Source organism: Marimonas lutisalis (assembly GCF_005434965.1).
GTDB classification, from domain to species: Bacteria; Pseudomonadota; Alphaproteobacteria; order Rhodobacterales; family Rhodobacteraceae; genus Marimonas_A; species Marimonas_A lutisalis.
Map to the genome: position 1 here is coordinate 1,320,138 of NZ_SKCI01000001.1, position 23,847 is coordinate 1,343,984.

Consider the following 23,847-nt stretch of genomic DNA (forward strand, 5'->3'; position numbering starts at 1 on the left):
TGCTCCCCGTCGGACTGGCCGACTTAGTCATTGGGGGAACGCTATGACGTTTCCATGCAGGCGTCAACAGCCTTTGGCCGATATTTTTGGCCCCAAAAAAAGCCGCGCCCGAAGGCGCGGCCAGTCTGACAGGGAGGAAGTCACCCCGAGACCAAGAGGACAGGCGGCCCCGGAGTGATTTCATACTGGCACCAATTGGTTAAGTTTGTATTTTCATACCGGACGAAATCAGAAAAACGGGGGCTCAGGCCGTGGAAGACGCGATTTTTATCGGTGGTGGTGGCGAAGATTACGCGGTCAAGCAGGGGCTGACCTTGAAATACGCCAACCGTCACGGCCTCGTGGCCGGGGCTACCGGCACGGGCAAGACCGTAACCCTGCAGATTCTGGCCGAAGGATTTTCCGCCGCCGGCGTTCCGGTCTTCCTGTCGGATGTGAAGGGCGATCTGTCGGGGCTGGCGAAACCGGGCAGCGAAGGCTTCAAGCTGCACAAGGCGTTTTCCGAGCGCGCCGCCAAGATTGGTTTCGACGATTACCACTACGAAGGCTTCCCGGTCACCTTCTGGGACCTGTTCGGCCGGCAGGGCCACCCGGTGCGCACCACCGTGGCCGAGATGGGCCCGCTCCTGCTCTCGCGCCTGCTGGAACTGAGCGAGGCGCAGGAAGGCATCCTGAACATCGCCTTCCGCCTGGCCGATGAAGAGGGGCTAGCGCTGCTTGATCTCAAGGACCTGCAGGCGCTGCTGGTCTGGGTCGGTGAAAACCGCGCCGAGCTGAGCCTGCGCTATGGCAATGTCTCGGTCCAGTCGATCGGCGCGATCCAACGCCGCCTGCTGGTGCTGGAAAACCAGGGCGGGGCGCAGATCTTTGGCGAACCCGCGCTGGAACTGTCGGACATGATGCTGACCGACAAGGCGGGCAGGGGTCGGATCAACATCCTTGCTGCCGACGAATTGATGCAATCGCCCCGGCTTTATGCCACCTTCCTTCTGTGGCTGCTCAGCGAGCTTTTCGAGGAGCTGCCCGAGGTGGGCGACCCGGACAAGCCGAAGCTGGTCTTCTTCTTCGATGAGGCGCACCTGCTTTTTGATGACGCGCCCAAGGCCTTGGTCGACAAGGTCGAGCAGGTGGCGCGGTTGATCCGCTCGAAGGGCGTTGGCGTCTATTTCATCACCCAGAACCCGGCCGACGTGCCCGAGGACATCCTGGGCCAACTGGGCAACCGGGTGCAGCATGCGCTGCGCGCCTTTACCGCCAAGGACCGCAAGGAACTGCGCATGGCCGCCGAAACCTACCGCGAAAACCCGCGCTTCAGCATCGAAGACGCGATCCGCGAGGTGGGCGTCGGCGAAGCGGTGACCTCGATGCTGGAAAAAAAGGGTGTGCCCGGTGTGGCCGAGCGCACGCTCATCCGCCCGCCTTCGTCGCAACTGGGCCCGATCGAGCCGGGTGAACGCGCCGCGCTGATCAACGGTTCGCCCATCGCGGGCAAGTATGAAGAGGTAAAGGATCGCCAGTCGGCCTATGAAATCCTGGCAAAACGCGCCGCCGACGCCGCCCGCGAGGCCGAAGAAGCCGAGGCCGAGGTCGCCGCGCAGGAGGAAAAGGAGCGCGAATTCCGCAATGCGCGCCGCTACTCCGCAGAGGAAGAGCGCAGCACGTCGTCGCGCAAGTCGAGCCGTGGCGACAGTTTCGGTGAGAAGCTGACCAAGAACGTCATGCGTGAACTGACCGGCACCACTGGCCGGCGCATCGTGCGCGGTATTCTGGGCAGCCTGTTTCGCGGGCGCTAGGGCCGGTTCAAGTCGCGACAGTAATCCTTGGGAACGCAGTCGCGCCGCTCGACATAGCCGCGGAAGCGCTCGACCAGGTTGACGTTGAAAAAGGCAAAGCTTTTTGCCGGCATGTCTCCGCCTGCCACGCCGTTCATCTGGCGCCCTTCGGCCGGTCCAGCCCAGATTCCGGTGGCAATGCCGTGATCGGCAAAGCCGATAAACCAGGCATCGCGGTTTTCCTGGCTGGTGCCGGTCTTGCCAAAGGCCGCCGCGCCGCGAAACTGCGCGGCGGGCGCGGTGCCGCCCGGCATCGTCACGCGCGCCAGAAGAGCCCGCATGGCGCGCGCAATTTCCGGCATGACCGCGCGTTCAGAGCGGGGCCACCGGCGATAAAGCATGTCGCCATTCTGCCCCAGCACCCCGCGCAGCACGTAGGGATGGTACAGCATCCCATCATGCGCGACCGCATCATAGGCCGCGGTGACCGAGGCAAGCGATGTTTCCGACGCGCCCAGCACGACGCTTGCGCCGGGTTCACGGCCTTCGGTCAGGCCGATGCGCTCGGCCATCTCTGACACTTTGGCAAACCCAACCTGCTGCGCCAGCCAGTAGGTGCAGACATTGCGCGATTGCCGCAGGCAGTCCCAAAGCGGGATCTGGCCCAGGTAACGGTAGTCGCTGTTGCGCGGCCGAAACCGGCCGGTCAGTGCGGCGCGATCGTCCTGCACCGTCGAATTGGCCGTCCAGCCCGCTTCCAGCGCGGCCAGGTAGGTTGCGATCTTGGCGGTCGAGGCCGCCTGCCTGCGCGCCTGCGTGGCGTGGTTCCAGGTAGATCGGCCATAGTTGAGTCCGCCCACCATGGCGAGCATCCGGCCTTTGCCATCCAGCGAGATCAGGGCGGCTCTTTCCACGCCGCGTCCGATGTATTTCTTGGCTTCCCGGGTGATCACGCGGCGTGCCTGCACCTGTGCGATCGGGTCGATCGTGCTCAGCGCGAAAAGCCGCCCGTCTGGCAATTCACCGGCCACCTCGCGCAGTTCGCGCATGATCTGGTCTTCGAGATGGCGGTCGCGTTCGGGCAGGCGGCGTAGCTGCCGGGGCATCGCCGCGGCGATGTCAACGCGCTTCCCGTTTTCCAGGTATCCGGCGTCGCGCATCCGTGCCAGCACCAGTTCCGCCCGCTGTTTTACCGCGTCGGGGCGGCGCAGCGGGTTATAGTAGCTCGGCGCGTTGATCATGGCGACAAGGATCGCGGATTGCGCCAGGCTGAGTTGTTCGGGGTCTATGCCGAAATAGGCCCCGGCGGCATCGCGCAGCCCGAAGACAGGCACGCCACGCGCCCGCCCGAAATTGACCCGGCTCAGATAGAGCCGGATCACGTCATTCTTGGAATGGGTCAGGCTGATGCGGGTGGCAAAGAAGACCTCGGCATATTTTCGGAAATAGGTTGGCGCGTTGCCGGTGATCGTGTTCTTCGACAGCTGCATTGCGAGCGTTGAGCCGCCCCTACGTCCGCCGCTTGCGATCGCACGCCCAAGCGAGAGCGGATCGACACCGAAGTGATAGGGAAACCGCCTGTCCTCGGTGGCGATCAGCGCCTGTGCCAGGTGGCCGGGAATTTCATCCTGGCGCAGGGTCGGGCCGCAGATGCAGCCGACAGCGCGGACCTGCGTACCGCTTTTTTCCACGATCAGCAGCGGTTGCTTGAGCGCGGCGTGAAAAGCACGCGAGTCGACCGGATAGAGGATGAGCAGGACAGATACGCAAACCAATGTGGCCAGGAACACGGCAAGCCAGCGCAAAGAGGTTTTGAAAATCCTGACGAGGGTCGGCAATTGTCCTGTCTGCCAAGTGTTGCAAACCGAAGAAGGGGGGGTGCATCACGTTACGATACAACCCCCAGATGTGCAAACCCAGTAAACCGGAAACGCGGGCTTACTTTTCCGGAATCAGCCCCCGCGGGCTGAACCTCAGCACCAGGAGCAGGATCAGCCCCATGGTCAGGAGCCGCATATGCGCGGCGCTTTCCATCAGGTGGGTTTTCAGCCAGTAGCCATCGCTCATGCCGCTGGTGATGACCTGCATCAGCCACGCGCCGATGGGCTCCACCTGGACCCAGAGGAACCAGATCAGGAATCCGCCCAGCACCGCGCCCATGTTGTTGCCCGAGCCGCCGACAATCACCATCACCCAGATCAGGAAGGTAAAGCGCAGCGGCTGGTAGGAGGACGGGGTGAGTTGCCCGTCGAGCGTGGTCATCATCGCGCCCGCCATGCCGCAGATGGCCGAGCCCAGGATGAAGATCTGCAAATGCCGGGCGGTCACGTCCTTGCCCATCGCCTCGGCGGCGACCTCGTTGTCGCGGATCGCGCGCATCATCCGGCCCCAGGGGCTGTGCAGTGCGCGCTGTGCCATCCACAAGAGGATCAGCAGCACGATCAGGAACAGGACCGCGTAGCCGAATTTCACGTAAAGCGTCGAGGCGGTAACCGGATCCATGCCCAGCCCCTCGGCCCGGGCGATAAAGGCCGGGTCCTGCTGCAGGTCGATTTCGTAGGGTACGGGGCGGGGCAAGCCCACCACGTTCTTCACCCCGCGCGCCAGCCAGTCTTCGTTCTTCATCACCGCGATGATGATCTCGGCGATGCCCAGAGTGGCGATGGCCAGGTAGTCCGAGCGAAGGCCCAGTGCCGTCTTGCCGATGATCCAGGCGGCCCCGGCGGCCAGAACCGCGCCGATAGGCCAGGCCAACAGGATCGGCAGGCCCAGCCCGCCCAGGTATCCGGTGCCGGCCGGGTTCACGGCTTCCACGGCCATTACGCCGCCGTCGAAGACGGTGCGGTAAAGGAAGAAACCGCCCACGAGAATAACCAGCATGGCCAGCGTGCGCGCCCGGCCCGCAGGGACCTTCTGGTAGGCCAGGATGGCCGCCACGATGGTGGCTGCACCCAGAACCAGCCCCAGCATCACGCGCAACCCGCCTGCGGCCCAGGCATCGTTGACCGGCGGCATCGACACGATCACCGTGGCCAGCCCGCCAAGCGCGACAAAGCCCATGATCCCCACGTTGAAAAGGCCCGCATAGCCCCATTGCAGGTTTACGCCCAGCGCCATGATCGCGCTGATCAGGCCCATGTTGAGGATCAGAAGCGCCGAGTTCCAGCTCTGACTGAACCCGGTCCACAGGATTAGCAGGCCGACAAGGGCGAAAAGCCCGACATTCTTGAGCGTATCGTTCATACCGCTTTCCCCGTGAAGAGGCCCCTGGGTTTGAAGAGCAGGACGATCAGCAGGATGCCGAAGCTGACCGCGAATTTGTAATCCGTGCTGAGCAGCTGCACGAGGCCCGAAGGTTCGAGCGATTCAGGCAGCATGTAGCCCAGCACCTTTTTCCAGGCATAGGTGATGAACACCTCGGAAAAGGCGATGACGAAGCCGCCGGCGATCGCACCCAGCGGGTTGCCCAGGCCGCCCACGATGGCACTGGCAAAGATCGGCAGCAGAAGCTGGAAATAGGTGAAGGGCTTGAAGCTCTTGTCGAGGCCGTAAAGCACGCCTGCGATCGTGGCCAGCGCCGCAACGATCAGCCAGGTCACCATCACCACGCGTTCGGGGTTGATGCCCGACAAAAGCGCCAGGTCCTCGTTATCGGAATAGGCGCGCATTGATTTGCCGGTGCGGGTTCGGTTCAGGAACCAGAACAGCAACGCCACGACGATGACCGCGCTGACCACGGTAATGCCCTGCGTGGTCTTCAGCGCCAGGCCTTCCTGCAGGCCGGTCATCTGTTTGAATTCGCGTGCTGTGATGATGAAACGTTCGCCATCGGCAAAGCGCTGTTCATCGGGCCCGATGATAAAGCGCGTCAATCCGTTGAGGATGAACATCACCCCAAGCGAGGCCATCACGAAGATGATCGGCTTGGCCTTCACCCGTCGGTAGAACCGGTAAACCACGCGGTCGGTGGCCAGCATCATCAGCCCTGTCACGATGATCCCGAAGGGCAGAGCCAGAAGGGCGGTGGGGAACGGCCCCAGGCCGATGCCCATCGACTGGAACCACCAGGTGAACAGGATCACCGTCATGGTGCCCACGGCCATCGTGTCGCCATGGGCGAAATTCGAAAACCGCAGGATGCCGTAGATCAGCGTGACCCCCAGCGCGCCCAGCGCCAGCTGGCTGCCATAGGCGATGCCCGGGACCAGCACGAAATTGGAAAGCGCCACGATGGCGTTGAGAAAATCCATTCAGTCCACTCCGCAATCGCCGTAGTAGTTGATGACCACGGGGCCAGTGCCGATATGGACCGAGAGAATCGATCGGCTGCGCCCCATCGTCAGGGTATTGAAACTGCCACCCCAGCTTTCAAAGACCGCCTGGCGCCAGTCTGGCCCCTCGGCAGTGAGCCGGATGTCGAAATCGCCGGTGACGTCCGAAATCTTGCCCGCGTCGAGATCGGCCGTGATCTGATAGTCGGTAGGCGTGCAGGCCAGTGTCGCGTGACATTCCTGCTCGAACGTGCAATCAACAGGCGCAGACTGTGCCGGGGCGGCCAGGAACAACGCGAGGGCGGGCAGGGCAAGGCGGATCATCCGAACGCCCCCTCGCAGCGGCCGAGATAGGAAATCACCTCGGGGCCATTGTTGTTATGGGTCGACAGCCGCGCCGCGGCGGGGGTCAGCGACAGCATGTACTCCGCGCCCGCGCCGGTGGCGAACATCGTCATCAGCCGCCCGGTTTCCTTGACCGCGACGATCACCAGGTCACCGTAGTCGGTCGAGATCGTCTTGCCTTCGACATCCACCTCGATGGCAAACGTCGTGCCGGCGCAGGGCTCGTTTTCGTAGCACTCAGTATCGAAACCGCAGGGAAAGGCGAGCGCCGCGCCGGGCAGCAGGCAAAGGGATATGAGGGCAGGGCGCATCATCCCCCGAGGAAGCTCGCCCGTACTTCCGGATCGGCCAGCAGTTCCTTGCCCGTGCCGGTATGCGCATTGGCGCCCTGCACAAGCACATAGCCCTTGTCGGCGATCTCCAGCGCTTGGCGCGCGTTCTGTTCGACCATCAGGACCGGCAGGCCGGTGCGGGCTACTTCGATGATCCTGTCGAACAGCTCGTCCATCACGATCGGCGACACGCCCGCCGTGGGTTCATCCAGCATCAGCACCTTGGGCCGGGTCATCAGCGCGCGGCCCACGGCCACCTGCTGGCGTTGCCCGCCCGAAAGTTCGCCTGCCGCCTGGCGGCGCTTTTCTTTCAGTATCGGAAACAGGTCATAGACCTGTGCCATCGTATCCGAGAAATCGTCGGTGCGGATGAAGGCGCCCATTTCCAGGTTTTCCTCGACGGTCATCGAGGTGAAAATGTTGTTGTTCTGCGGCACAAAGCCCATGCCCTTGGCCACCCGGTCCTGCGGGGACAGGGCGGTGATGTCCTCGCCATCCAGCAGAACGTGGCCTTCGCGCAAATCCAGCATGCCGAACACCGCCTTCATCGCCGTCGATTTGCCGGCGCCATTGGGGCCCACGATCACCGCGATCTCGCCCGGGTTCACGGCGATGGTGCAATTGTGCAGGATGTCCGGGCCGCCCTTGCCATACCCGCCGGTCATGTTCTCGCCGATCAGGAACGGGCTGCCTTCGGCGGGCGATGTCTTGCCGCTGGTCTTGCTGGGAATTTCGCCCACGCCGTCCGGGTTGGTGATCGACCGGTCCTTGTTGCCGCGGTCGTCCTGGTAGGGGTTGTCGCTGCCGCTCATGCTTCTGCCCCCGCTTTTTCCTTGTTTTTCAGGCCGGTGCCCAGGTAGGCCTCGATCACCTGTTCATTGGCCTTGATCTCGGCCAGCGTACCCTCGGCCAGGACCTTGCCTTCGGCCATACAGATCACCGGGTCGCACAGGCGCTCGATGAAATCCATGTCGTGTTCGATCACCACGAAGGTATAGTTGCGCTCCTTGTTCAGGCGCAGAATGGCATCGGCGATGGTGTTCAGAAGGGTGCGGTTCACCCCCGCGCCGACCTCGTCCAGGAACACGATCTTGGCGTCCACCATCATCGTCCGGCCCAGTTCCAGCAGTTTCTTCTGCCCGCCCGAAACCTGGCCCGCCTTGTGATCGGCCAGGTGTTCGATGGTCAGGAACTCCAGCACCTCGTCGGCCTTGGCGCGCAGGGCGCGCTCCTCGTCGGCGATGCGCTTGCGGCCGAACCAGGTGTTCCACAGCTGTTCGCCCGACTGGTTGCCCGGCACCATCATCAGGTTTTCCCGGCAAGTCATCGAGCCGAACTCATGCGCGATCTGGAAGGTACGCAGCAGGCCCTTCTGGAACAACGTGTGCGGCGGCAGCCCGGTGATGTCTTCACCCGCCATCGTCACGCGGCCTGACGTTGGTTCAAGAACGCCCGCGATCACGTTGAAAAGAGTGGTTTTTCCGGCGCCATTAGGGCCGATCAGCCCGGTGATCGAACGTTCCTCGATCGTCAGCGTGGCCCCGTCAACGGCGTGAAAGCCGCCGAAGTGCTTGTGCACGTTTTCAACGGTGATCATGTATACCCCCCCGTATCCCGGATCTTGTCGTCCGGTCAGACGTTCAAACTGTGTAGCTTGAAACAGACGGCCCGGGCAAGCCCGGACCGTCCATGTGGTTGTCGTTCCAGCCCGCTCAGCGGTACTGAACCGTCATGTCCTTGCCGTCCTTGATCTCGACTTCGCGGTAGTTGCCTGCCGCTTCGCCGGGGCCCACGAGCTCGACGCCGGTGCCGCCGACAAAGTCGATCTCACCACCTTCGGCGAGGATCTTGAGCGCCTTGGCCAATTCACCGGCCTGGATCGGCTCGCCCGGGGCGTTGGCCACGTCCATGATCTTGCCTTTGTAGTCGGCCGGATCCGACGAACCCGCGGCCTGCATCGCCAGCAGGATCAGCGCCGCCGCGTCATAGGACTCGGGCGAGAACGGCGTGGTCGGCTCCCAGTCGGCGCCCGCTGCCGCGGCCACTTCCTTGAAGCGGTTGGCCAGCTCTTCCGAGGGGCTGGGGTGCTGACCGGTCGACCCTTCGATTTCCGCACCGAAGTTGGCGACCAGCGCGTCCGAGATCATCCCGTCGGGGAAGTGGAACGTGTCGAACGCCCCGGTGTCGAGGGCTGCACGCACGATGCCGGCACCACCCTGGTCGACATAGCCCGCCACGACCAGGCGCTGACCACCGGCTGCCGCCAGCGCGGCCACCTCGGCCGAGTAGTCGGCCTTGCCGTCTTCGTGGGCGGCGTTGATCGTCACGGTGCCGCCTGCGGCCTCGAACGCGGCCTGGAAGCTGTCGGCCAGGCCCTTGCCGTAGTCGTTGTTGGTGTAGGTCACGGCCACTTCCTTGATGCCGCGATCCATCAGCACCTGCGTCATCACCACACCCTGGCGGGCATCCGACGGGGCGGTGCGGAAGAACAGGCCGTCATCTTCGTTATTCATGTGGCTCAGCGCCGGCGAGGTGGCCGAGGGCGAGATCATGACGATGCCGTTGGCCTTGGCCACGTTGTTGAGAACCGCGCCGGTCACGCCCGAGCAGTCACCGCCGACGATGCCCTTGACGCCGTCCGAGGTGATCAGGCGCTCGGCTGCCGCGGTGGCAGCCGACGAGTCGATGCAGGTGGTGTCGCCGTTCACGCCGGTCACGGTCGAACCGCCCAGCAGCAGGCCGCTGTCGCTGACTTCCTTGATGGCCAGGTGCGCGGCCGGGGCCATATGCGCCACGGTCGATTCAATCGGGCCGGTAAAGCCCAGAAGAACGCCGATCTTGATGTCTTCGGCGTGGCCCGCGCCTGCGATCAGCGCGGTCAGGGCCGTGGTTGCAAAAAGCTTTTTCATTTGTGTACTCCCAAGTTGGAACTTTAAGTCCGGGTCGCACCCTATTCGTTGGAATCGGAAAAGAAAAGCGTTTCCGCTAGGTAAACTTGGGCCGTCCAGCCTCACGCGAATTTGCCCTGCGGGGTGGGGCCGGTGTGTTAGTCTCGGGGGCAAGAAGGAGACCTTGCATGCCACTGTGGAAAACCGCGTTTCGCCTCGCTTTTTCAATTCTCGTCGCGCTTCCCGGGCTGGCCGCCGCGCAAGAGATCAACACGCCATTCGGCCCGGCCCGCATCGAACGCGTGGCCGATGGCTTTCGCGTGCCGTGGTCTGTGGCGTTCCTGCCCGGCGGCGACATGCTGGTGACCGAGCGTGCCGGCCGGCTTTGGCGGCTCGCGCCCGATGGCGCGCGCCGGCAGGTCGCGGGCCTGCCGCAGGTGGCGGCGCGCGGGCAGGGCGGCCTGCTCGACGTGGTCGTAGCGCGTGATTTTTCCCAGACTGGCGAGGTTTTCCTCAGCTTCGCCCGGCCGCAGGGGCAGGGGGCGGGCACGGCGCTGGCCGTGGCCCGCCTTGAAGACGACCGCCTCAGCGACTTGCGCGTGATCTTCGAGATGGCCCGGGGTTCGTCCGGTGGTCGGCATTTCGGTGGCCGCATCGCCGAAGCCAGCGATGGCAAGCTCTACCTGACCATTGGCGAGCGCGGCGACCGGCCGTCGGCGCAGGACCTGTCGCGCCACAATGGCAGCGTGATCCGCGTGAATCGCGATGGCAGCATCCCCGCCGACAACCCGTTTCGGGGCGCCGCGGGCGCACGGCCCGAAATCTGGTCCTATGGCCACCGCAACCCGCAGGGGGCCGCGCTCGATGCGCAGGGGCAGCTCTGGATCGTTGAGCACGGCGCCCGCGGCGGGGACGAGGTGAACCTGATCCGGCGCGGGGCAAATTACGGCTGGCCGGTCATCGCCTATGGCCGCCATTACTCGGGTGCGAAAATCGGAGAAGGCACGGAAAAGCCGGGGATGGAACAGCCCGTGTTCTATTGGGACCCGTCAATTGCGCCGTCGGGTTTTGTCATCCATTCCGGCACGGGCTGGCCCGCCGCGCGAGGAGCGTTTTTCGTCGGTTCTTTGAAATTCGACCAGGTCACGGTGCTGGCGCCCGGGGCGCGGTCGCAGCTTGGCCTTATCGAAGGGCCGCAAACCATCCGGGTACGGGACCTGCGCGAAGGCCCCGACGGGGCGCTCTGGCTTCTGTCCGAAGGCAACGGCGCGCTGTACCGCATCGCGCCCGAGTGATCGGGCGCCCGCAGGCGCGGCTTTTCGGAGCGATCGCCGACCGTTTCTGATCAGACCGAAAGCCGCGTGGCATGGCTGCCGCGCTCGCGATAGGGTGTCGTGTCGTAATGCGCCCGATAACATTTCGAGAAATGCGAGGGCGAGGCAAAGCCGCAGGCCAGCGCCACGTTGATCACGCTCATATCCGTCTGCATCAGCAGGTTGCGCGCCTTCTGCAGGCGCAGCTCCATATAGTAGCGTTTGGGGCTGCGGTTCAGGTAGCGGCGGAACAGACGTTCCAACTGCCGGGTCGACATGCCCACCTCTTTCGCCAGTATCGAGGGGCTGATCGGCTCCTCGATATTCTGTTCCATCATCTGGATCACTTGGCTCAGCTTTGGATGGCGCACGCCGATGCGGGTGGGGACCGACAGGCGCTGCGTATCCTGATCGGTGCGGATCGAGGAATAGATCAGTTGATCGGCCACCGCATTGGCCAGTTCCTCGCCATGATCGTCGGCAATCAGCTTCAGCATCAGATCGATAGACGAGGTGCCACCCGCCGTCGTCAACCGGTTGCCATCGACCACGAACACCGATTTCGTAAGGTTCACCTCGTCGAATTCCTCGGTGAAACTGTCCTGGTTCTCCCAGTGAATCGTCGCGCGTTTGCCGTCCAGCAGGCCGGCCTTGGCCAGCGTATAGGCCGCGGTGCAAAGCCCGCCGATGATCGGCCCTTTGCGCGCTTCGCGGCGCAGCCAGGACAACAGCTTCTTCGTCGTGGCCTTCTGGATGTTGATCCCGCCACATAGCAGGATCGTGTCATCGCGGCCGACCTCTTCCAGATCCATGTCCATGGTAAAGGTCGTGCCGGCAGAACAGCTGACGGTTTCGCCACCTTCGCCGGCCAGGCGCCATTCGTAAAGCGTGCGGTCCGACATCCGGTTGGCGATGCGCAACGCCTCGAGCGCCGAGGCGAACGACAGCAGCGTGAACTGGTCCATGAGGACAAAGATGAAACGGCGCGGCTTGGCCGGCGCGTTGGCAATGTCGATCGTCTGGCGGGGTTCGTTCATCGTCGTGTCTTTTCGAAATCGTATGCTCCCGGGTGTTGCGCCGCGCTGCGCCGCATGATCCGAAAGCGTCACTTCATGTCGGTCATCGCCACATGGTCAGACCCGGGCGGCGCCGTCAAGGGTGCGATTCTGATATGGTCAGCGCTGGATGGGTTCTGTATATGGAGGCTTCGATTGAAAGAGACCGGAGAAAGACAATGAGTGACTGGACCAAATCCGGCTGGCGCGCGAAGCCGCGCATCCAGATGCCGGATTACACGGATGAAGCCGAGCTGAAGGCCGTTGAAGCCCAGCTGGCGAAATATCCGCCGCTCGTCTTTGCCGGCGAGGCGCGCCGCCTGAAGGAGCAACTCGGTGCCGCCTCGCGCGGCGAGGCGTTTTTGCTGCAGGGCGGGGATTGCGCCGAAAGTTTCGAGCAGTTTTCTGCCGATGCGATCCGCGACACCTTCAAGGTGATGCTGCAGATGGCGATGGTGCTGACCTACGGCGCAAAGGTGCCGGTGGTCAAGGTCGGCCGCATGGCCGGCCAGTTCGCCAAGCCCCGCAGCGCGCCGACCGAGGTGGTCGATGGCGTCGAACTGCCCAGCTACCGTGGCGACATCATCAACGAGCTCGACTTTACACCTGAGGCGCGTATCCCCGATCCGCGCAAGATGCTGCAGGCCTATACTCAGGCCGCGGCCACGCTGAACCTCCTGCGCGCGTTCTCGACCGGGGGCTATGCCGATGTGCACCAGGTACACAGCTGGACCCTCGGCTTTACCGAGGGCGAGAAGGCCGCGCGCTATCGCGAAATGGCCGGCCGGATCAGCGACACGCTCGATTTCATGAAGGCCGCCGGCGTCGACAGTTCGAATTCGTCCTCGCTGCGCACTGTCAGCTTCTACACCAGCCACGAAGCGCTGCTCCTGGAATACGAAGAGGCGCTGACGCGCGTCGATTCCACCTCGGGCAACTGGCTGGCAGGCTCGGGCCACATGCTGTGGATCGGCGACCGCACCCGGCAGCCCGATGGCGCGCATGTCGAGTTCCTCAGCGGCGTGCTGAACCCGATCGGCCTGAAATGCGGCCCGACGATGGAAGCCGACGATCTCAAGCGCCTCCTAGGGAAGCTGAACCCGCAAAACGAAGCCGGCCGGCTGACGCTGATCACGCGCTTCGGCGCGGGCAACGTGGGCGAACATCTGCCGCGGCTGATCCGGACGGTGAAGGAAGAAGGCGCCAACGTGCTCTGGGTTTGCGACCCGATGCATGGCAACACCATCAAGTCGGGCACCGGCTACAAGACCCGCCCGTTTGACTCGGTGCTGCGCGAGGTGCGCGAGTTTTTCGCCGTGCACAAGGCCGAGGGCACCGTGCCCGGCGGCGTGCATTTCGAGATGACCGGCCAGGACGTGACGGAATGCACCGGCGGTGTCCGCGCGGTGACCGAGGAGAACCTGAGCGACCGCTACCATACCGCCTGCGATCCGCGTCTGAACGCCTCGCAATCGCTGGAACTGGCGTTCCTGGTGGCCGAGGAATTGACCTCGCTGCGCGACGAAAAACAGGCCGCGGCGGTTTAAGATCGCCCTCTAACAGCCTGAAAACAAAAACCGGCGCCCGTTGGCGCCGGATTTTCTTAGTCCTCCGACTTGACCAGCCGCAGGTAACTTGGACGCTCGCCGCGCGCGGGCCCCTGCCGGAATGGGCGGCGCGGTTCGGCCAGGCCGGCCGGCGTGGGCCGGGGCGCAGGCGCCGTGATCATCGGCGCGCTATTCACCGGCCGCAACTCGGTATGCATCAGGTTGAACCGGCGCGGCGCGCGCCCGATCGGTCCGCTGGTTTCGAAACAACCCAGCACGCGGCCCAGCACGCGGCTGATGTCGCCCAGGTCGCTTTGCAGCGGCAACAGTACCATCTGGCCCTCCAGCGCCGGCTTGCCGATGCCGGTTTCCGCGCTCAGCGTGACCCGGGCTGTGGCCGGCGTATTCAGCACCGCCTCCAGCGTTTCGGAAAACCGGCTGCGCCCGGCGGGCGGGATGAAGGAACTCACCGGCATGCCGCGCACCTCCATGCCCATCAGGTCGTTCAGGTGCATCCCCGCGATGCGCAGGCGTGCGAGGCCGGGGGCGATCCGTTCCAGCACGAAAGCGTATTCCAGCGCGTTTTCGATTCCGCGCGGGTCGATCTCGCTGCGCCGGGGCACGCCTGCGCCCTGGCGCAGGGCCTCCCAATAGGTTTCAACCTCTGCAACCGCGCGGTACCTTCTGTTGCCCAGATTGCCCGTCATGTCGATTACGTTGCCACCCTCATTCTCCAGCCATCGCATGCACACCACCTCGATCGTCCGTTACTTGCCTGACCGGGTGTCGTGGCTCGCGTCAACAATATGGTCAGAATGATTACCCAAGTCTTAATATGCCACCGTTTGAGGTGCATTTGGTGAATTTTCTAAGGATTTGGTTAACCGCGCCTGTCTCGGGGCATCCCTATGCCGCGTCCGTATCGCAACTGTCAGGCCTTGCCCCCGGACCGGGGCAATGGCATCACGGGGCCCAAGCCTGACAAGGGGATGAACGTGATACAGTCGATGACCGGCTTTGCCTCGGCCAAGGGACAGATGGGAGCCTATGGCTGGAACTGGGAACTGCGCAGCGTCAATGCCAAGGGGCTTGATCTGCGGCTGCGGGTGCCTGACTGGATCGGCGGGTTAGAGGCAGCGTTGCGCACACGCTTGGGCGCGGCGCTGTCGCGCGGCTCGGTCACGCTGTCGCTGCGCGTTCAGCGCGAGGATGACGCAGGCACGCTGGCGGTCAACCAGGCGCAGCTCGATGCGGTGCTCACGGCGCTGGCACAGGTCGAGGAGCGCGCGCATGAGAAAGGCGTCAGTCTGGGGCCGACGCGCGCCTCTGACATTCTCGGGCAGCGTGGCGTTCTGGAACAGGTCAGCGCCGAGGACGACACCGCACCGCTGCGCGATGCACTGCTGAAGGCGTTCGAGCCGCTGCTGGCCGAGTTCCTCGACATGCGTGCGGCCGAAGGCCGCGCGCTGAATGACGTGCTGAACACCCAGATCGCCCAGATCGAGGCGCTGACGGCCAGCGCCGCCGCCGCCGCCGTGGACCGCCGCGCCGACATGGCCGAGGCGCTTCGCCACGCGCTGGCGCGCGTTCTCGACAATGCTGCGGGCGCAGACGAAGACCGCGTAGCGCAGGAGCTGGCGTTGATTGCGGTCAAGGCCGACATCACCGAAGAGCTTGACCGGCTGACCGCCCATGTCGGCGCCGCCCGCGATCTGCTGGCCGCCGACGGGCCGGTTGGGCGCAAGCTCGACTTCCTCACCCAGGAATTCAACCGCGAGGCCAACACCCTTTGCTCGAAATCGCAGTCGAAGGCGCTCACCGCCATCGGGCTCGAGCTCAAGGCGGTGATCGACCAGTTGCGCGAACAGGTTCAGAACGTGGAATGACGATATGACGAAACGGCGTGGCCTTCTCATCATACTGTCCTCGCCCTCGGGCGCGGGCAAATCGACGCTCTCCAAGCGCCTGCGCGAATGGGATCCGACGATCCGCTTTTCGGTGTCGGCGACCACGCGCAAACCCCGCCCCGGCGAGGTGGACGGCAAGGATTATCACTTCATGACCGAAGAGGCGTTCAAGCGCGATGTCTCCGAAGGCGACATGCTGGAACATGCGCATGTCTTCGGCAATTTCTACGGCTCGCCCCGGCGGCCCGTAGAACGTGCGATCGAGGCCGGGCAGGATGTGCTGTTCGATATCGACTGGCAGGGCGCCCAGCAGATTCGCAACTCTGCGCTTGCGCCGCATACGCTTTCAATCTTCCTGTTGCCGCCTTCGATCACCGAACTGCACCGCCGGCTGGTCAGCCGCGCACAGGACAGCGACGAGGTGATCGCCCGTCGCATGCAGAAAAGCTGGGACGAGATCTCGCACTGGGGCAGCTATGACTACGTGCTGATCAACGATGATCTCGACCGCACCGATGCCGATCTCAAGGGCATCGTCACCGCCACCCGCCTGCGCCGGATCCAGCAGCCGATGCTGGTTGATCACGTGCGCAAGCTGCAATCAGAATTCGAGGAGATGCAGACATGACGCTTTACGCGCTTGAGGGCCACAGCCCGCAATGTCACGAAGACAGCTGGGTTGCCCCCGATGCCAACCTGATCGGCCAGGTCGTGCTTGAGGAGGGCGCCTCGGTCTGGTTCGGCGCCACGCTGCGCGGCGACAACGAGCCGATCATCGTCGGGCGCGGCTCGAACGTGCAGGAAAACTGCGTGATGCATACCGACATGGGTTTTCCGCTGACCATCGGCGCGGATTGCACCATCGGGCACAAGGTTATGCTGCATGGCTGCACCATCGGTGACAACACCCTGATCGGCATGGGTGCGACCATCCTGAATGGGGCCAGGATCGGCAAGAACTGCCTGATCGGGGCCGGCGCATTGATCACTGAGAAAAAAGAGATCCCGGATGGCAGCCTGGTGATGGGCGCGCCCGGCAAGGTCGTGCGTCAACTCGACGGACCGGCCATTGCCATGCTGACGGCCAGCGCGCAGCACTACCAGGATAACATGCGCCGTTTCCGCGACGGGCTGAGCCCGGTCGGCTGAACCGCTTAAGGGGTTGCATCTTCCTGCGCCCAGGCCTGCCGGGGCGAGGCGGATGGACGCGTGATTGCCCGATGATAGGCGCGGGCCCGTCCCGAGAGGCGCGCGGGCGATAACAGCTGAAAGGCCAGCCCGGGGAACCGCGCGCGCAGTTCCTTCTCGACAATGCTCTTGCGTGGAAGTTGCGCTGCGGCGGCGATCAGTGTCCCCTCGAAACCGGCCGCCTCAAGGTGCGCCGCGATGTCGAAAACGTCATAGCGCGGGCAGAACAGCCAGCAGATCACCTTGTCCGGCGCCATGCGACGCACCGCCTCCACGCTCAGGGTCTCAATCGGCAACTCGACCAGGGTATGTTTTCCGTCGGGCGTCGGGCCCGGTTCGTCCCCCGCCGCGATACTCAGGATGAACGGGTCCAGTGGCAGTTCAATTTCGGGCATTGTGCAAAGGTCCTTCCCCAAAAGAATTCAGCGCAACACGAGTCAGCCCGCACCACCTTAGGCGTGTGCCAAGCGTGTGCAATTCCCCAAAAAGTGCGATGCCGGCGCCGGGCGGCCCGGCGCATTTACAATTCCGGTAAACTGGACGACTGTCCCGGCAGGATCCAGCGGACGCCCGAGAATGACCGAAAACACCGCCCAGACGCTTGTCGATGCCGTTCCACTGGCGGCGATCCTCGTTGCGCGCGATGAACGCGTTACGGTGGCGAATGCCAGGGCGGTCGCCCTCCTGGGGGATCACGTGATCGGCCGGCACTACGCTGCCGCCCTGCGCCAGCCCGAGATCCTGGATGCGATCGAGAACTGCGGGCGCGCGCTGACCCCGGGCAAGGCACGCTACCTTGCACGCAGCGGCGGCAGCGATGCCACTTACGTGGTGCATTGTGGCTGGGTCGAATGCGGCGATTTCAGCGGCGTCCTGGTCAGCTTCGAGGATATCTCGGAGCTGGAGTCTGCCGGCCAGATGCGCCGTGATTTTGTCGCCAATGTCAGCCACGAACTGCGCACGCCGCTGACCGCGCTGATGGGCTTCATCGAAACCCTGCAGGGCCCCGCCCGCAACGATCCCGACGCGCAGGACCGTTTTCTTGCCACCATGCAGGCCGAGGCCCAGCGCATGGAGCGGCTGGTGCGCGACCTTCTGGCGCTCAGCCGGGTCGAGGCGCAGGAACGCCAGCGCCCGGCTGCGCCGGTCGATCTGGCCGCGCTGGCGCGCTCAGTGCTGCACGGGCTGGGCCCCGTGGCCGCGCAAAGCAACGTGACTCTTGAAACCCGGATGCCCGACGGGGCCGTCACCGTGCCGGGCGACGAGGAGCAGCTGCGCCAGCTTTTGACGAACCTCGTTGAGAACGCGATCAAATATGGCGGGGCAGGGGGCACCGTCACCCTCGGCCTGTCGCTGTCCGAACGCGAAGCGGCCCTGCGCGGCCCCGGCGTGCTGCTGAGTGTCACGGATACCGGCCCCGGTATCGACCCGCTTCACATCCCGCGGCTGACCGAACGCTTCTACCGTGTCGATTCGCACCGGTCGCGGCAGGTGGGGGGCACCGGGCTTGGCCTGGCTATCGTCAAGCATATCGTTAACCGCCACCGCGGTCGGTTACGCATCGACAGCACACCGGGCAAGGGCAGTACATTTACGGTCATCCTGCCTGCCGACGGCTGATCTCGCGAAAATTCGCCGCGAAAATGATCGTTGTCATGAAACTGTTACACACCTGTCACAAAAGCATTGCGTGCAACGCGTAGGCCGCGCCGCAAGGTTCCTCGGGATGGGGGCCGCGCAAACGCAATCAGGAGTGATCCATGACCCTTTTCAAACTCGCCACCTCGGCTGCTGCCATTGCCGCCGTTTCCGCCACCGCCGCCGCCGCGCGCGACCAGGTCCAGGTGGCCGGCTCGTCGACCGTGCTGCCCTATGCCTCGATCGTGGCCGAGCTGTTCGGCGACAACACGGATTTCCCGACGCCGGTCGTCGAGTCGGGCGGCTCCTCGGCCGGGCTCAAGCGCTTCTGCGAAGGCGTGGGCGAGAACACCATCGACATCGCCAATGCCTCGCGCAAGATCCGCGAAAAGGAAATCAATGCCTGCGCCGAAAACGGTGTGACCGACATCATCGAGGTCCGCATCGGCTATGACGGCATCGTCTTTGCCTCCCAGCAGTCGGGCCCGGCCTTCGCCGCGTTCGAGCCCTCGGACATCTTCAACGCCATCGGCGCCAAGGTGCTGAAAGACGGCGAAGTGGTCGACAACCCCTATAACAGCTGGACCGAGTTCAACGCCGAGCTGCCCGATGCCGAGATCGCGATGTTCATCCCAGGCACCAAGCACGGCACCCGCGAGGTTTTCGAAGACAAGGTGCTGCTGACAGGCTGTGAAGACACCGGTACCATGAAAGCCATGATGGACGGCGGCATGACCGAAGACGACGCCGAGGATGCCTGCCTCGACGTGCGCCAGGACGGCAAGTCGGTCGATATCGACGGCGACTATACCGAAACGCTGGCGCGCATCGACGCCAACACCAACGGCATCGGCGTCTTTGGTCTCGCGTTCTACGAGAACAATACCGACAAGCTGAAGGTCGCCACCATGGGCGGCGTCTCGCCCTCGACCGAGACCATCGCCAGCGGCGAATACCCGGTCTCGCGCCCGCTCTTCTTCTACGTCAAGAAGGCGCATATCGGCGTGATCCCGGGACTCAAGGAGTACGCCCAGTTCTTCACCGCCGACGAAATCGCAGGCCCGCAGGGCCCGCTGGCCCAATACGGCCTTGTCGCCGATCCGGAACTGGCTGCCACCCAGGCCGCCGTGGCCGAAGAAAAGACCATGGGCAGCGGTATGTAATCCGGTCGTTGACCTGTTCCCAAGGGGCGGCATATTCCGCCGCCCCTTTTCCTTTTAGGACCTTTTCCAACGCTCTTCGGGGGATACATGCCGCTACTCTGGCTCATTCTGATTGTGCTCGGCATCGCCGCCGCCGGCTACCTGCTGGGCCGCGGGCGTGCCCTGGCCAGCGTCGGGGGAGACCGCCGCGCGCTGCATTCGCTGCCGTCCTACTATGGCGCGAACGTCGCGCTGAAAGCCGTCGTTCCCGCCGTGCTGCTGCTTCTCGTCTGGTTGCTGGCGCAACCGTTCTACGTGAACTCGGTCGTCTCGGGCTTGATCCCCGACAGCGAGATCGCCGAAGGCTCTAGCCGCGGGCTGGTGCTGGCCGAAGTGCGCCGCACCGCCGATGGTCTCGATGCCGCAGTGGCCGCTGGCCAGATGGACGAAGGCTTTGCGGGCAACGCCGGGGCCGACGCTGCCGAGGTGACCCAGAAGCTCAAGGATGCGGGCCAGATCGTGACCTCGCAGATCACCGCGCCGATCCTGCGCGCGGCCCAGGAATACCGCGTTCAGAACGCGGCTGGGCGGCTTTGGATGGCGATCGCGGTGATCGCGGTTGCGGTCTTGGGCGCGCTCTGGGGCCTGCGTGAAACCAGCGCAGAGTTTCGCGCGCGCAACGTGGTTGAAACGGGCATTCGCGCGCTCCTGATCGGGGCGGCGTCGATTGCCATCCTTACCACCATCGGCATCGTGCTCAGCCTCGTCTTCAACACGGTCGAGTTTTTCCGCCTCTACCCGGCCTCGGATTTCTTCACCGGGCTCAACTGGGCGCCCAGTTTCTCGGGTCGTGGAGGGGCATCCGACCTTGGCGTGCTGCCGCTTCTCTGGGGCACGTTCTACATCTCTATCGTCGCGCTGGCCGTGGCGGTGCCGATCGGCCTTTTCTCGGCCATCTACCTGTCGGAATATGCCACCCCGCGCGTGCGCGCCGTGGCCAAGCCGATGCTGGAAATCCTCGCCGGCATCCCCACCATCGTCTATGGCCTTTTCGCGCTGCTGACGGTCGGGCCGCTGCTGATGACCGTGTTTGGCAAGGAGGGTCTCGGCTGGATGCAGGCCGGCACCGCGGTGATGACGGCGGGCCTGGTGATGGGCATCATGCTCATCCCGTTTGTCAGCTCGCTTTCCGATGACATCATCAATGCCGTGCCGCAGGCTTTGCGCGATGGCGCCTACGGCCTTGGCGCCACGAAGTCCGAAACCATACGGCAGGTGGTGCTGCCTGCCGCGCTGCCGGGGATCGTCGGTGCGATCCTGCTGGCCGCCAGCCGCGCCATCGGTGAAACCATGATCGTGGTGCTCGGGGCAGGGGCCGCCGCGCGGCTCTCGCTCAACCCGTTCGAGGCGATGACCACGGTGACCGCCAAGATCGTCAGCCAGCTGACCGGCGACGCCGATTTCGCCTCGCCCGAGGCGCTGGTGGCCTTCGCGCTCGGCATGACGCTCTTCGTCATCACGCTCGGGCTCAACATCTTCGCGCTCTACATCGTGCGCAAGTATCGGGAGCAGTACGAATGACCGACGCAACGCTGAACTCCGGCGGCGAATCCCCGAAAAACCGCTCTCTGCACACGCTGGACGTCCGCACCAAGCGCCGCAACCGCGCCGAGTCCCGGTTCAAGGCCTATGGCATCGCCGCGATCCTGGTGGGGATCTTCTTTCTTGTCGTGCTGGCGGTGTCGATCATCCGTTCGGGAGCGCCGGCCTTTTCCCGCACCGTCGTCGATATCGAGTTCACGCTGACCCAGGCCCAGCTTGACGAGGCCGAAAGCCAGCTCTTCAAGACCAAGGCCTACCAGACGATGTTTATCGCCGCGCTGAAGGAAAAGCTTGATGCGCGCGGGCTTGACGTGGCGTTTGACGATGCCGCCATCGAACGGCTGCTGGGCAAGATCGGCGGCGACCTGCGCAGCTTCTACGCGGCAAATCCCGATCAGGTGGGGCAGGCGGTCTCGTTCCAGCTGCCCGCCTCGTCGCGCGTCGACGGCTATTTCAAGGGGCGCGTCAGCCGCGATACCCTGCAGGACAGCCGCTTCCTGATGAAAACCGATCTCGACCTCGTCGATGCGCTGCACGATGCGGGCATTGTCAGGACCGCCTTCAACTCGACCTTCATCACCGGCGCCGACTCGGGCGTGGACAACCCCGGCGGCGCGGGGCTGGGCGCCTCGGTCGTTGGCTCGTTCTTCATGATGCTGGTGGTGCTCGTGCTGTCGCTGCCGATCGGTGTCGCCGCCTCGATCTATCTTGAGGAATTCGCGCCGAAGAACCGCTTCACCGACCTGATCGAGGTGAATATCTCGAACCTGGCCGCGGTGCCCTCGATCGTCTTCGGTATCCTCGGGCTCGCGGTGTTCATCCAGTTCATGCACCTGCCGCAATCGGCCCCGTTGGTGGGCGGCCTGGTGCTCACGCTGATGACGCTGCCGACGATCATCATCTCGACCCGGGCGTCGCTCAAATCCGTGCCGCCGTCGATCCGCGATGCCGCGCTCGGGGTGGGCGCCTCGAAGATGCAGGCGGTGTTCCACCACGTGTTGCCGCTGGCCATGCCCGGGATCCTGACCGGCACCATCATCGGCCTTGCCCAGGCGCTTGGCGAAACCGCGCCGCTTTTGCTCATCGGTATGGTGGGGTTCGTCGCGCGCGGTTACCCGGAAACCGTGATGGCCGGCTTTACCGAACCGAACTCGGCCATGCCGGCACAGATCTACACATGGGCCGCGCGCGCCGATGCCAGCTTTTATGAAAAGGCCTGGGGCGGGATTATCATCCTGCTTGCCTTCCTGCTGGCCATGAACATCATCGCCATCATCCTGCGCCGCCGGTTTGAGCGCCGTTGGTAGGGAGACACCCATGTTCGACACACCCAATAGGGAGGCCTCCGTGAGCCAGACCGATATCAAGATCAACGCCCGCGACGTTCAGGTGTTCTACGGCGACAACCACGCGATCAAAGATGTCAGCGTCGACATCGAGGACAAAACCGTGACCGCCTTCATCGGCCCCTCGGGCTGCGGCAAGTCGACCTTCCTGCGGTGCCTGAACCGGATGAACGATACGATCGACATCTGTCGCGTCGAAGGCACGATCCTGCTGGACGGCGAAGACATCTACGATAAATCCGTCGATCCGGTGCAGCTGCGCGCCAAGGTGGGCATGGTGTTTCAGAAACCGAACCCGTTTCCGAAATCGATCTACGACAACATCGCCTATGGTCCGCGTATCCACGGGTTGGCCCGCAACAAGGCCGAGCTTGACGAGATCGTCGAGAAATCCCTGCGCCGCGGCGCCCTCTGGGATGAGGTGAAGGACAGGCTTCACGCCCCTGGCACCGGCCTTTCCGGCGGTCAGCAACAACGGCTCTGCATCGCGCGCGCCATCGCCACCGAGCCCGAGGTTCTGCTCATGGACGAACCCTGCTCGGCGCTCGATCCCATTGCCACCGCGCAGGTCGAGGAACTGATCGACGAGCTGAAGCAGAACTTCTCGGTCGTCATCGTGACCCACTCGATGCAGCAGGCCGCCCGCGTCAGCCAGAAAACCGCCTTCTTCCACCTGGGTAACCTGGTCGAATACGGTGAAACCGGGCAGATCTTCACCAAACCAAACGATCCCCGCACCGAATCCTACATCACCGGCCGGATCGGCTAAGGAGAACACAGATGTCTCACGAACATATCGCCTCGGCCTTCGACCGCGATCTCGAAACCGTTCAGGCGCAGATCATGAAAATGGGCGGGATGGTCGAAAAGGCGATCCTTGACGCCGCCGACTGCCTGGCCAATCGGGATGAGGAGCAGGCCGAACAGGTCCGCGCCGGCGATCGCGCCATCGACGATCTCGAGGAACTGATCAATGACGAGGCCGCCCGCATCATCGCGCTGCGCGCGCCCACCGCGATCGACCTGCGGCTGATCCTGTCGGTGATGAAAATCGCTGGCAACCTCGAACGCATCGGTGACTATGCCAAGAACATGGCCAAGCGCACCAGCGTGCTGGTCCAGATGACACCGATCGAAGAGGCGAACGTCTCGCTCAAGCGCATGTCGCGCGACGTGCAGCTGATGCTCAAGGATGCGCTCGATGCCTATATCCGGCGCGACGCAGAACTGGCCATGGATGTCATTCACCGCGATCGTGACATCGACCAGCTCTACAATGCGCTCTTCCGCGAATTCATCACTTTCATGATGGAAGACCCGCGTAACATCACCCCCTGCATGCACCTGCATTTCATCGCCAAGAACACCGAACGCATGGGCGATCATGTCACCGCCATCGCCGAGCAGGTTGTCTATCTTGTAACGGGCGAAATCCCGGACGAAGACCGGAAAAAACTCGACCTCACTTCGATTGACGCGTCGATCACCGAAGAGGACTGAT

Annotated in this window: 23 protein-coding genes; 12 read left to right on the plus strand and 11 right to left on the minus strand. The window is 63.9% G+C overall.

What is annotated here, in order from left to right; genetic code table 11:
• The first annotated feature begins 251 nt into the window (after window positions 1-251).
• The gene (locus tag E0501_RS06330; protein ID WP_137700466.1) at window positions 252-1,793 is read left to right on the plus strand and encodes a helicase HerA-like domain-containing protein; all 1,542 of its coding nucleotides are present in this window, start codon (window positions 252-254) and stop codon (window positions 1,791-1,793) included.
• Here E0501_RS06330 and E0501_RS06335 read toward each other — a convergent pair.
• From E0501_RS06335 to E0501_RS06370, 8 genes are all read right to left on the minus strand, one after another.
• Window positions 1,790-3,577 carry a transglycosylase domain-containing protein gene (locus E0501_RS06335; RefSeq protein ID WP_161594572.1) on the minus strand — a complete coding sequence of 596 codons (1,788 nt, stop codon included), beginning with the start codon at window positions 3,575-3,577 and terminating at the stop codon, window positions 1,790-1,792. The genes E0501_RS06330 and E0501_RS06335 overlap by 4 nt on opposite strands.
• 133 nt (window positions 3,578-3,710) lie before the next feature.
• A complete protein-coding gene (locus E0501_RS06340) occupies window positions 3,711-5,015 on the minus strand; it encodes a branched-chain amino acid ABC transporter permease (RefSeq protein ID WP_137700468.1) in 1,305 nt (434 codons plus the stop codon).
• On the minus strand, window positions 5,012-6,022 hold the full coding sequence (locus E0501_RS06345; protein ID WP_137700469.1) for a branched-chain amino acid ABC transporter permease: 1,011 nt from the start codon (window positions 6,020-6,022) through the stop codon (window positions 5,012-5,014). Before E0501_RS06345 ends, E0501_RS06340 begins: the two co-directional genes overlap by 4 nt.
• The gene (locus E0501_RS06350) at window positions 6,023-6,367 is read right to left on the minus strand and encodes a hypothetical protein (RefSeq protein ID WP_137700470.1); all 345 of its coding nucleotides are present in this window, start codon (window positions 6,365-6,367) and stop codon (window positions 6,023-6,025) included.
• A complete protein-coding gene (locus E0501_RS06355) occupies window positions 6,364-6,702 on the minus strand; it encodes a hypothetical protein (RefSeq protein WP_137700471.1) in 339 nt (112 codons plus the stop codon). Before E0501_RS06355 ends, E0501_RS06350 begins: the two co-directional genes overlap by 4 nt.
• Window positions 6,699-7,532, minus strand: a complete 834-nt coding sequence (locus tag E0501_RS06360; protein ID WP_137700472.1) for an ABC transporter ATP-binding protein — start codon at window positions 7,530-7,532, stop codon at window positions 6,699-6,701. The genes E0501_RS06355 and E0501_RS06360 overlap by 4 nt, the downstream gene beginning before the upstream one ends.
• Complete coding sequence (locus E0501_RS06365; RefSeq protein WP_137700473.1) at window positions 7,529-8,317, minus strand: ABC transporter ATP-binding protein; 789 nt, start codon at window positions 8,315-8,317, stop codon at window positions 7,529-7,531. The genes E0501_RS06360 and E0501_RS06365 overlap by 4 nt, the downstream gene beginning before the upstream one ends.
• Window positions 8,318-8,432: 115 nt before the next feature.
• Window positions 8,433-9,629, minus strand: coding sequence for an ABC transporter substrate-binding protein (locus E0501_RS06370; protein ID WP_137700474.1), 1,197 nt, complete (start codon window positions 9,627-9,629; stop codon window positions 8,433-8,435).
• Between the two features lie 167 nt (window positions 9,630-9,796).
• Here E0501_RS06370 and E0501_RS06375 point away from each other — a divergent pair, with 167 nt between their 5' ends.
• Window positions 9,797-10,903, plus strand: coding sequence for a PQQ-dependent sugar dehydrogenase (locus tag E0501_RS06375; protein ID WP_137700475.1), 1,107 nt, complete (start codon window positions 9,797-9,799; stop codon window positions 10,901-10,903).
• A gap of 50 nt (window positions 10,904-10,953) precedes the next feature.
• Here the strand turns inward: E0501_RS06375 and E0501_RS06380 are convergent, their stop codons facing one another.
• Entirely contained in the window at window positions 10,954-11,958 is a 1,005-nt protein-coding gene (locus tag E0501_RS06380) for a GlxA family transcriptional regulator (protein ID WP_137700476.1), read from the minus strand.
• A gap of 197 nt (window positions 11,959-12,155) precedes the next feature.
• On the opposite strand from E0501_RS06380, the gene E0501_RS06385 reads away from it, so the two are divergent.
• Window positions 12,156-13,523, plus strand: coding sequence for a class II 3-deoxy-7-phosphoheptulonate synthase (locus E0501_RS06385; RefSeq protein WP_137700477.1), 1,368 nt, complete (start codon window positions 12,156-12,158; stop codon window positions 13,521-13,523).
• Window positions 13,524-13,579: 56 nt separating this feature from the next.
• On the opposite strand, the gene E0501_RS06390 is transcribed toward E0501_RS06385, so the two are convergent.
• Window positions 13,580-14,269: a PAS domain-containing protein gene (locus tag E0501_RS06390; protein ID WP_137700478.1), complete on the minus strand. Its 690-nt coding sequence runs from the start codon at window positions 14,267-14,269 to the stop codon at window positions 13,580-13,582.
• Window positions 14,270-14,518: 249 nt separating this feature from the next.
• On the opposite strand from E0501_RS06390, the gene E0501_RS06395 reads away from it, so the two are divergent.
• From E0501_RS06395 to E0501_RS06405, 3 genes are read left to right on the plus strand one after another with little or no spacing between them, the layout of a single operon-like run.
• Window positions 14,519-15,409: a YicC/YloC family endoribonuclease gene (locus E0501_RS06395; protein ID WP_235857753.1), complete on the plus strand. Its 891-nt coding sequence runs from the start codon at window positions 14,519-14,521 to the stop codon at window positions 15,407-15,409.
• A gap of 4 nt (window positions 15,410-15,413) precedes the next feature.
• Window positions 15,414-16,058 (plus strand): guanylate kinase, encoded by a 645-nt coding sequence (gene gmk, locus E0501_RS06400; RefSeq protein ID WP_137700479.1) that lies wholly within the window; start codon window positions 15,414-15,416, stop codon window positions 16,056-16,058.
• Window positions 16,055-16,579: a gamma carbonic anhydrase family protein gene (locus tag E0501_RS06405; protein ID WP_137700480.1), complete on the plus strand. Its 525-nt coding sequence runs from the start codon at window positions 16,055-16,057 to the stop codon at window positions 16,577-16,579. Before gmk ends, E0501_RS06405 begins: the two co-directional genes overlap by 4 nt.
• Window positions 16,580-16,584: 5 nt before the next feature.
• Here E0501_RS06405 and E0501_RS06410 read toward each other — a convergent pair whose 3' ends face one another.
• The gene (locus E0501_RS06410) at window positions 16,585-17,013 is read right to left on the minus strand and encodes a hypothetical protein (RefSeq protein WP_137700481.1); all 429 of its coding nucleotides are present in this window, start codon (window positions 17,011-17,013) and stop codon (window positions 16,585-16,587) included.
• Between the two features lie 181 nt (window positions 17,014-17,194).
• Between E0501_RS06410 and E0501_RS06415 the strand changes: the two genes are divergently transcribed.
• From E0501_RS06415 to phoU, 6 genes are all read left to right on the plus strand, one after another.
• Entirely contained in the window at window positions 17,195-18,238 is a 1,044-nt protein-coding gene (locus E0501_RS06415; RefSeq protein WP_137700482.1) for an ATP-binding protein, read from the plus strand.
• A 140-nt stretch (window positions 18,239-18,378) separates the two neighbouring features.
• Window positions 18,379-19,419, plus strand: coding sequence for a substrate-binding domain-containing protein (locus tag E0501_RS06420; RefSeq protein WP_137700483.1), 1,041 nt, complete (start codon window positions 18,379-18,381; stop codon window positions 19,417-19,419).
• Window positions 19,420-19,506: 87 nt separating this feature from the next.
• Entirely contained in the window at window positions 19,507-20,979 is a 1,473-nt protein-coding gene (gene pstC / locus E0501_RS06425; protein ID WP_137700484.1) for a phosphate ABC transporter permease subunit PstC, read from the plus strand.
• On the plus strand, window positions 20,976-22,307 hold the full coding sequence (gene pstA, locus E0501_RS06430) for a phosphate ABC transporter permease PstA (RefSeq protein WP_137700485.1): 1,332 nt from the start codon (window positions 20,976-20,978) through the stop codon (window positions 22,305-22,307). The genes pstC and pstA overlap by 4 nt, the downstream gene beginning before the upstream one ends.
• A 10-nt stretch (window positions 22,308-22,317) precedes the next feature.
• On the plus strand, window positions 22,318-23,115 hold the full coding sequence (gene pstB, locus E0501_RS06435) for a phosphate ABC transporter ATP-binding protein PstB (protein WP_137700486.1): 798 nt from the start codon (window positions 22,318-22,320) through the stop codon (window positions 23,113-23,115).
• Window positions 23,116-23,126: 11 nt separating this feature from the next.
• Window positions 23,127-23,846, plus strand: a complete 720-nt coding sequence (gene phoU, locus E0501_RS06440) for a phosphate signaling complex protein PhoU (protein ID WP_137700487.1) — start codon at window positions 23,127-23,129, stop codon at window positions 23,844-23,846.
• Window position 23,847: the final 1 nt, after the last annotated feature.

Bases quoted from the DNA above. Each gene is read 5' to 3' on its own strand.
- E0501_RS06360 (WP_137700472.1), bottom strand. From the start codon at position 7,532: ATGAGCGGCAGCGACAACCCCTACCAGGACGACCGCGGCAACAAGGAC.
- E0501_RS06370 (WP_137700474.1), bottom strand. From the start codon at position 9,629: ATGAAAAAGCTTTTTGCAACCACGGCCCTGACCGCGCTGATCGCAGGC.
- pstC (WP_137700484.1), top strand. From the start codon at position 19,507: ATGCCGCTACTCTGGCTCATTCTGATTGTGCTCGGCATCGCCGCCGCC.
- E0501_RS06380 (WP_137700476.1), bottom strand. From the start codon at position 11,958: ATGAACGAACCCCGCCAGACGATCGACATTGCCAACGCGCCGGCCAAG.
- E0501_RS06415 (WP_137700482.1), top strand. From the start codon at position 17,195: ATGACCGAAAACACCGCCCAGACGCTTGTCGATGCCGTTCCACTGGCG.
- E0501_RS06420 (WP_137700483.1), top strand. From the start codon at position 18,379: ATGACCCTTTTCAAACTCGCCACCTCGGCTGCTGCCATTGCCGCCGTT.
- E0501_RS06365 (WP_137700473.1), bottom strand. From the start codon at position 8,317: ATGATCACCGTTGAAAACGTGCACAAGCACTTCGGCGGCTTTCACGCC.
- E0501_RS06340 (WP_137700468.1), bottom strand. From the start codon at position 5,015: ATGAACGATACGCTCAAGAATGTCGGGCTTTTCGCCCTTGTCGGCCTG.
- pstB (WP_137700486.1), top strand. From the start codon at position 22,318: ATGTTCGACACACCCAATAGGGAGGCCTCCGTGAGCCAGACCGATATC.
- E0501_RS06390 (WP_137700478.1), bottom strand. From the start codon at position 14,269: ATGCGATGGCTGGAGAATGAGGGTGGCAACGTAATCGACATGACGGGC.
- pstA (WP_137700485.1), top strand. From the start codon at position 20,976: ATGACCGACGCAACGCTGAACTCCGGCGGCGAATCCCCGAAAAACCGC.
- phoU (WP_137700487.1), top strand. From the start codon at position 23,127: ATGTCTCACGAACATATCGCCTCGGCCTTCGACCGCGATCTCGAAACC.
- gmk (WP_137700479.1), top strand. From the start codon at position 15,414: ATGACGAAACGGCGTGGCCTTCTCATCATACTGTCCTCGCCCTCGGGC.
- E0501_RS06350 (WP_137700470.1), bottom strand. From the start codon at position 6,367: ATGATCCGCCTTGCCCTGCCCGCCCTCGCGTTGTTCCTGGCCGCCCCG.
- E0501_RS06410 (WP_137700481.1), bottom strand. From the start codon at position 17,013: ATGCCCGAAATTGAACTGCCACTGGACCCGTTCATCCTGAGTATCGCG.
- E0501_RS06405 (WP_137700480.1), top strand. From the start codon at position 16,055: ATGACGCTTTACGCGCTTGAGGGCCACAGCCCGCAATGTCACGAAGAC.
- E0501_RS06375 (WP_137700475.1), top strand. From the start codon at position 9,797: ATGCCACTGTGGAAAACCGCGTTTCGCCTCGCTTTTTCAATTCTCGTC.
- E0501_RS06385 (WP_137700477.1), top strand. From the start codon at position 12,156: ATGAGTGACTGGACCAAATCCGGCTGGCGCGCGAAGCCGCGCATCCAG.
- E0501_RS06345 (WP_137700469.1), bottom strand. From the start codon at position 6,022: ATGGATTTTCTCAACGCCATCGTGGCGCTTTCCAATTTCGTGCTGGTC.
- E0501_RS06355 (WP_137700471.1), bottom strand. From the start codon at position 6,702: ATGATGCGCCCTGCCCTCATATCCCTTTGCCTGCTGCCCGGCGCGGCG.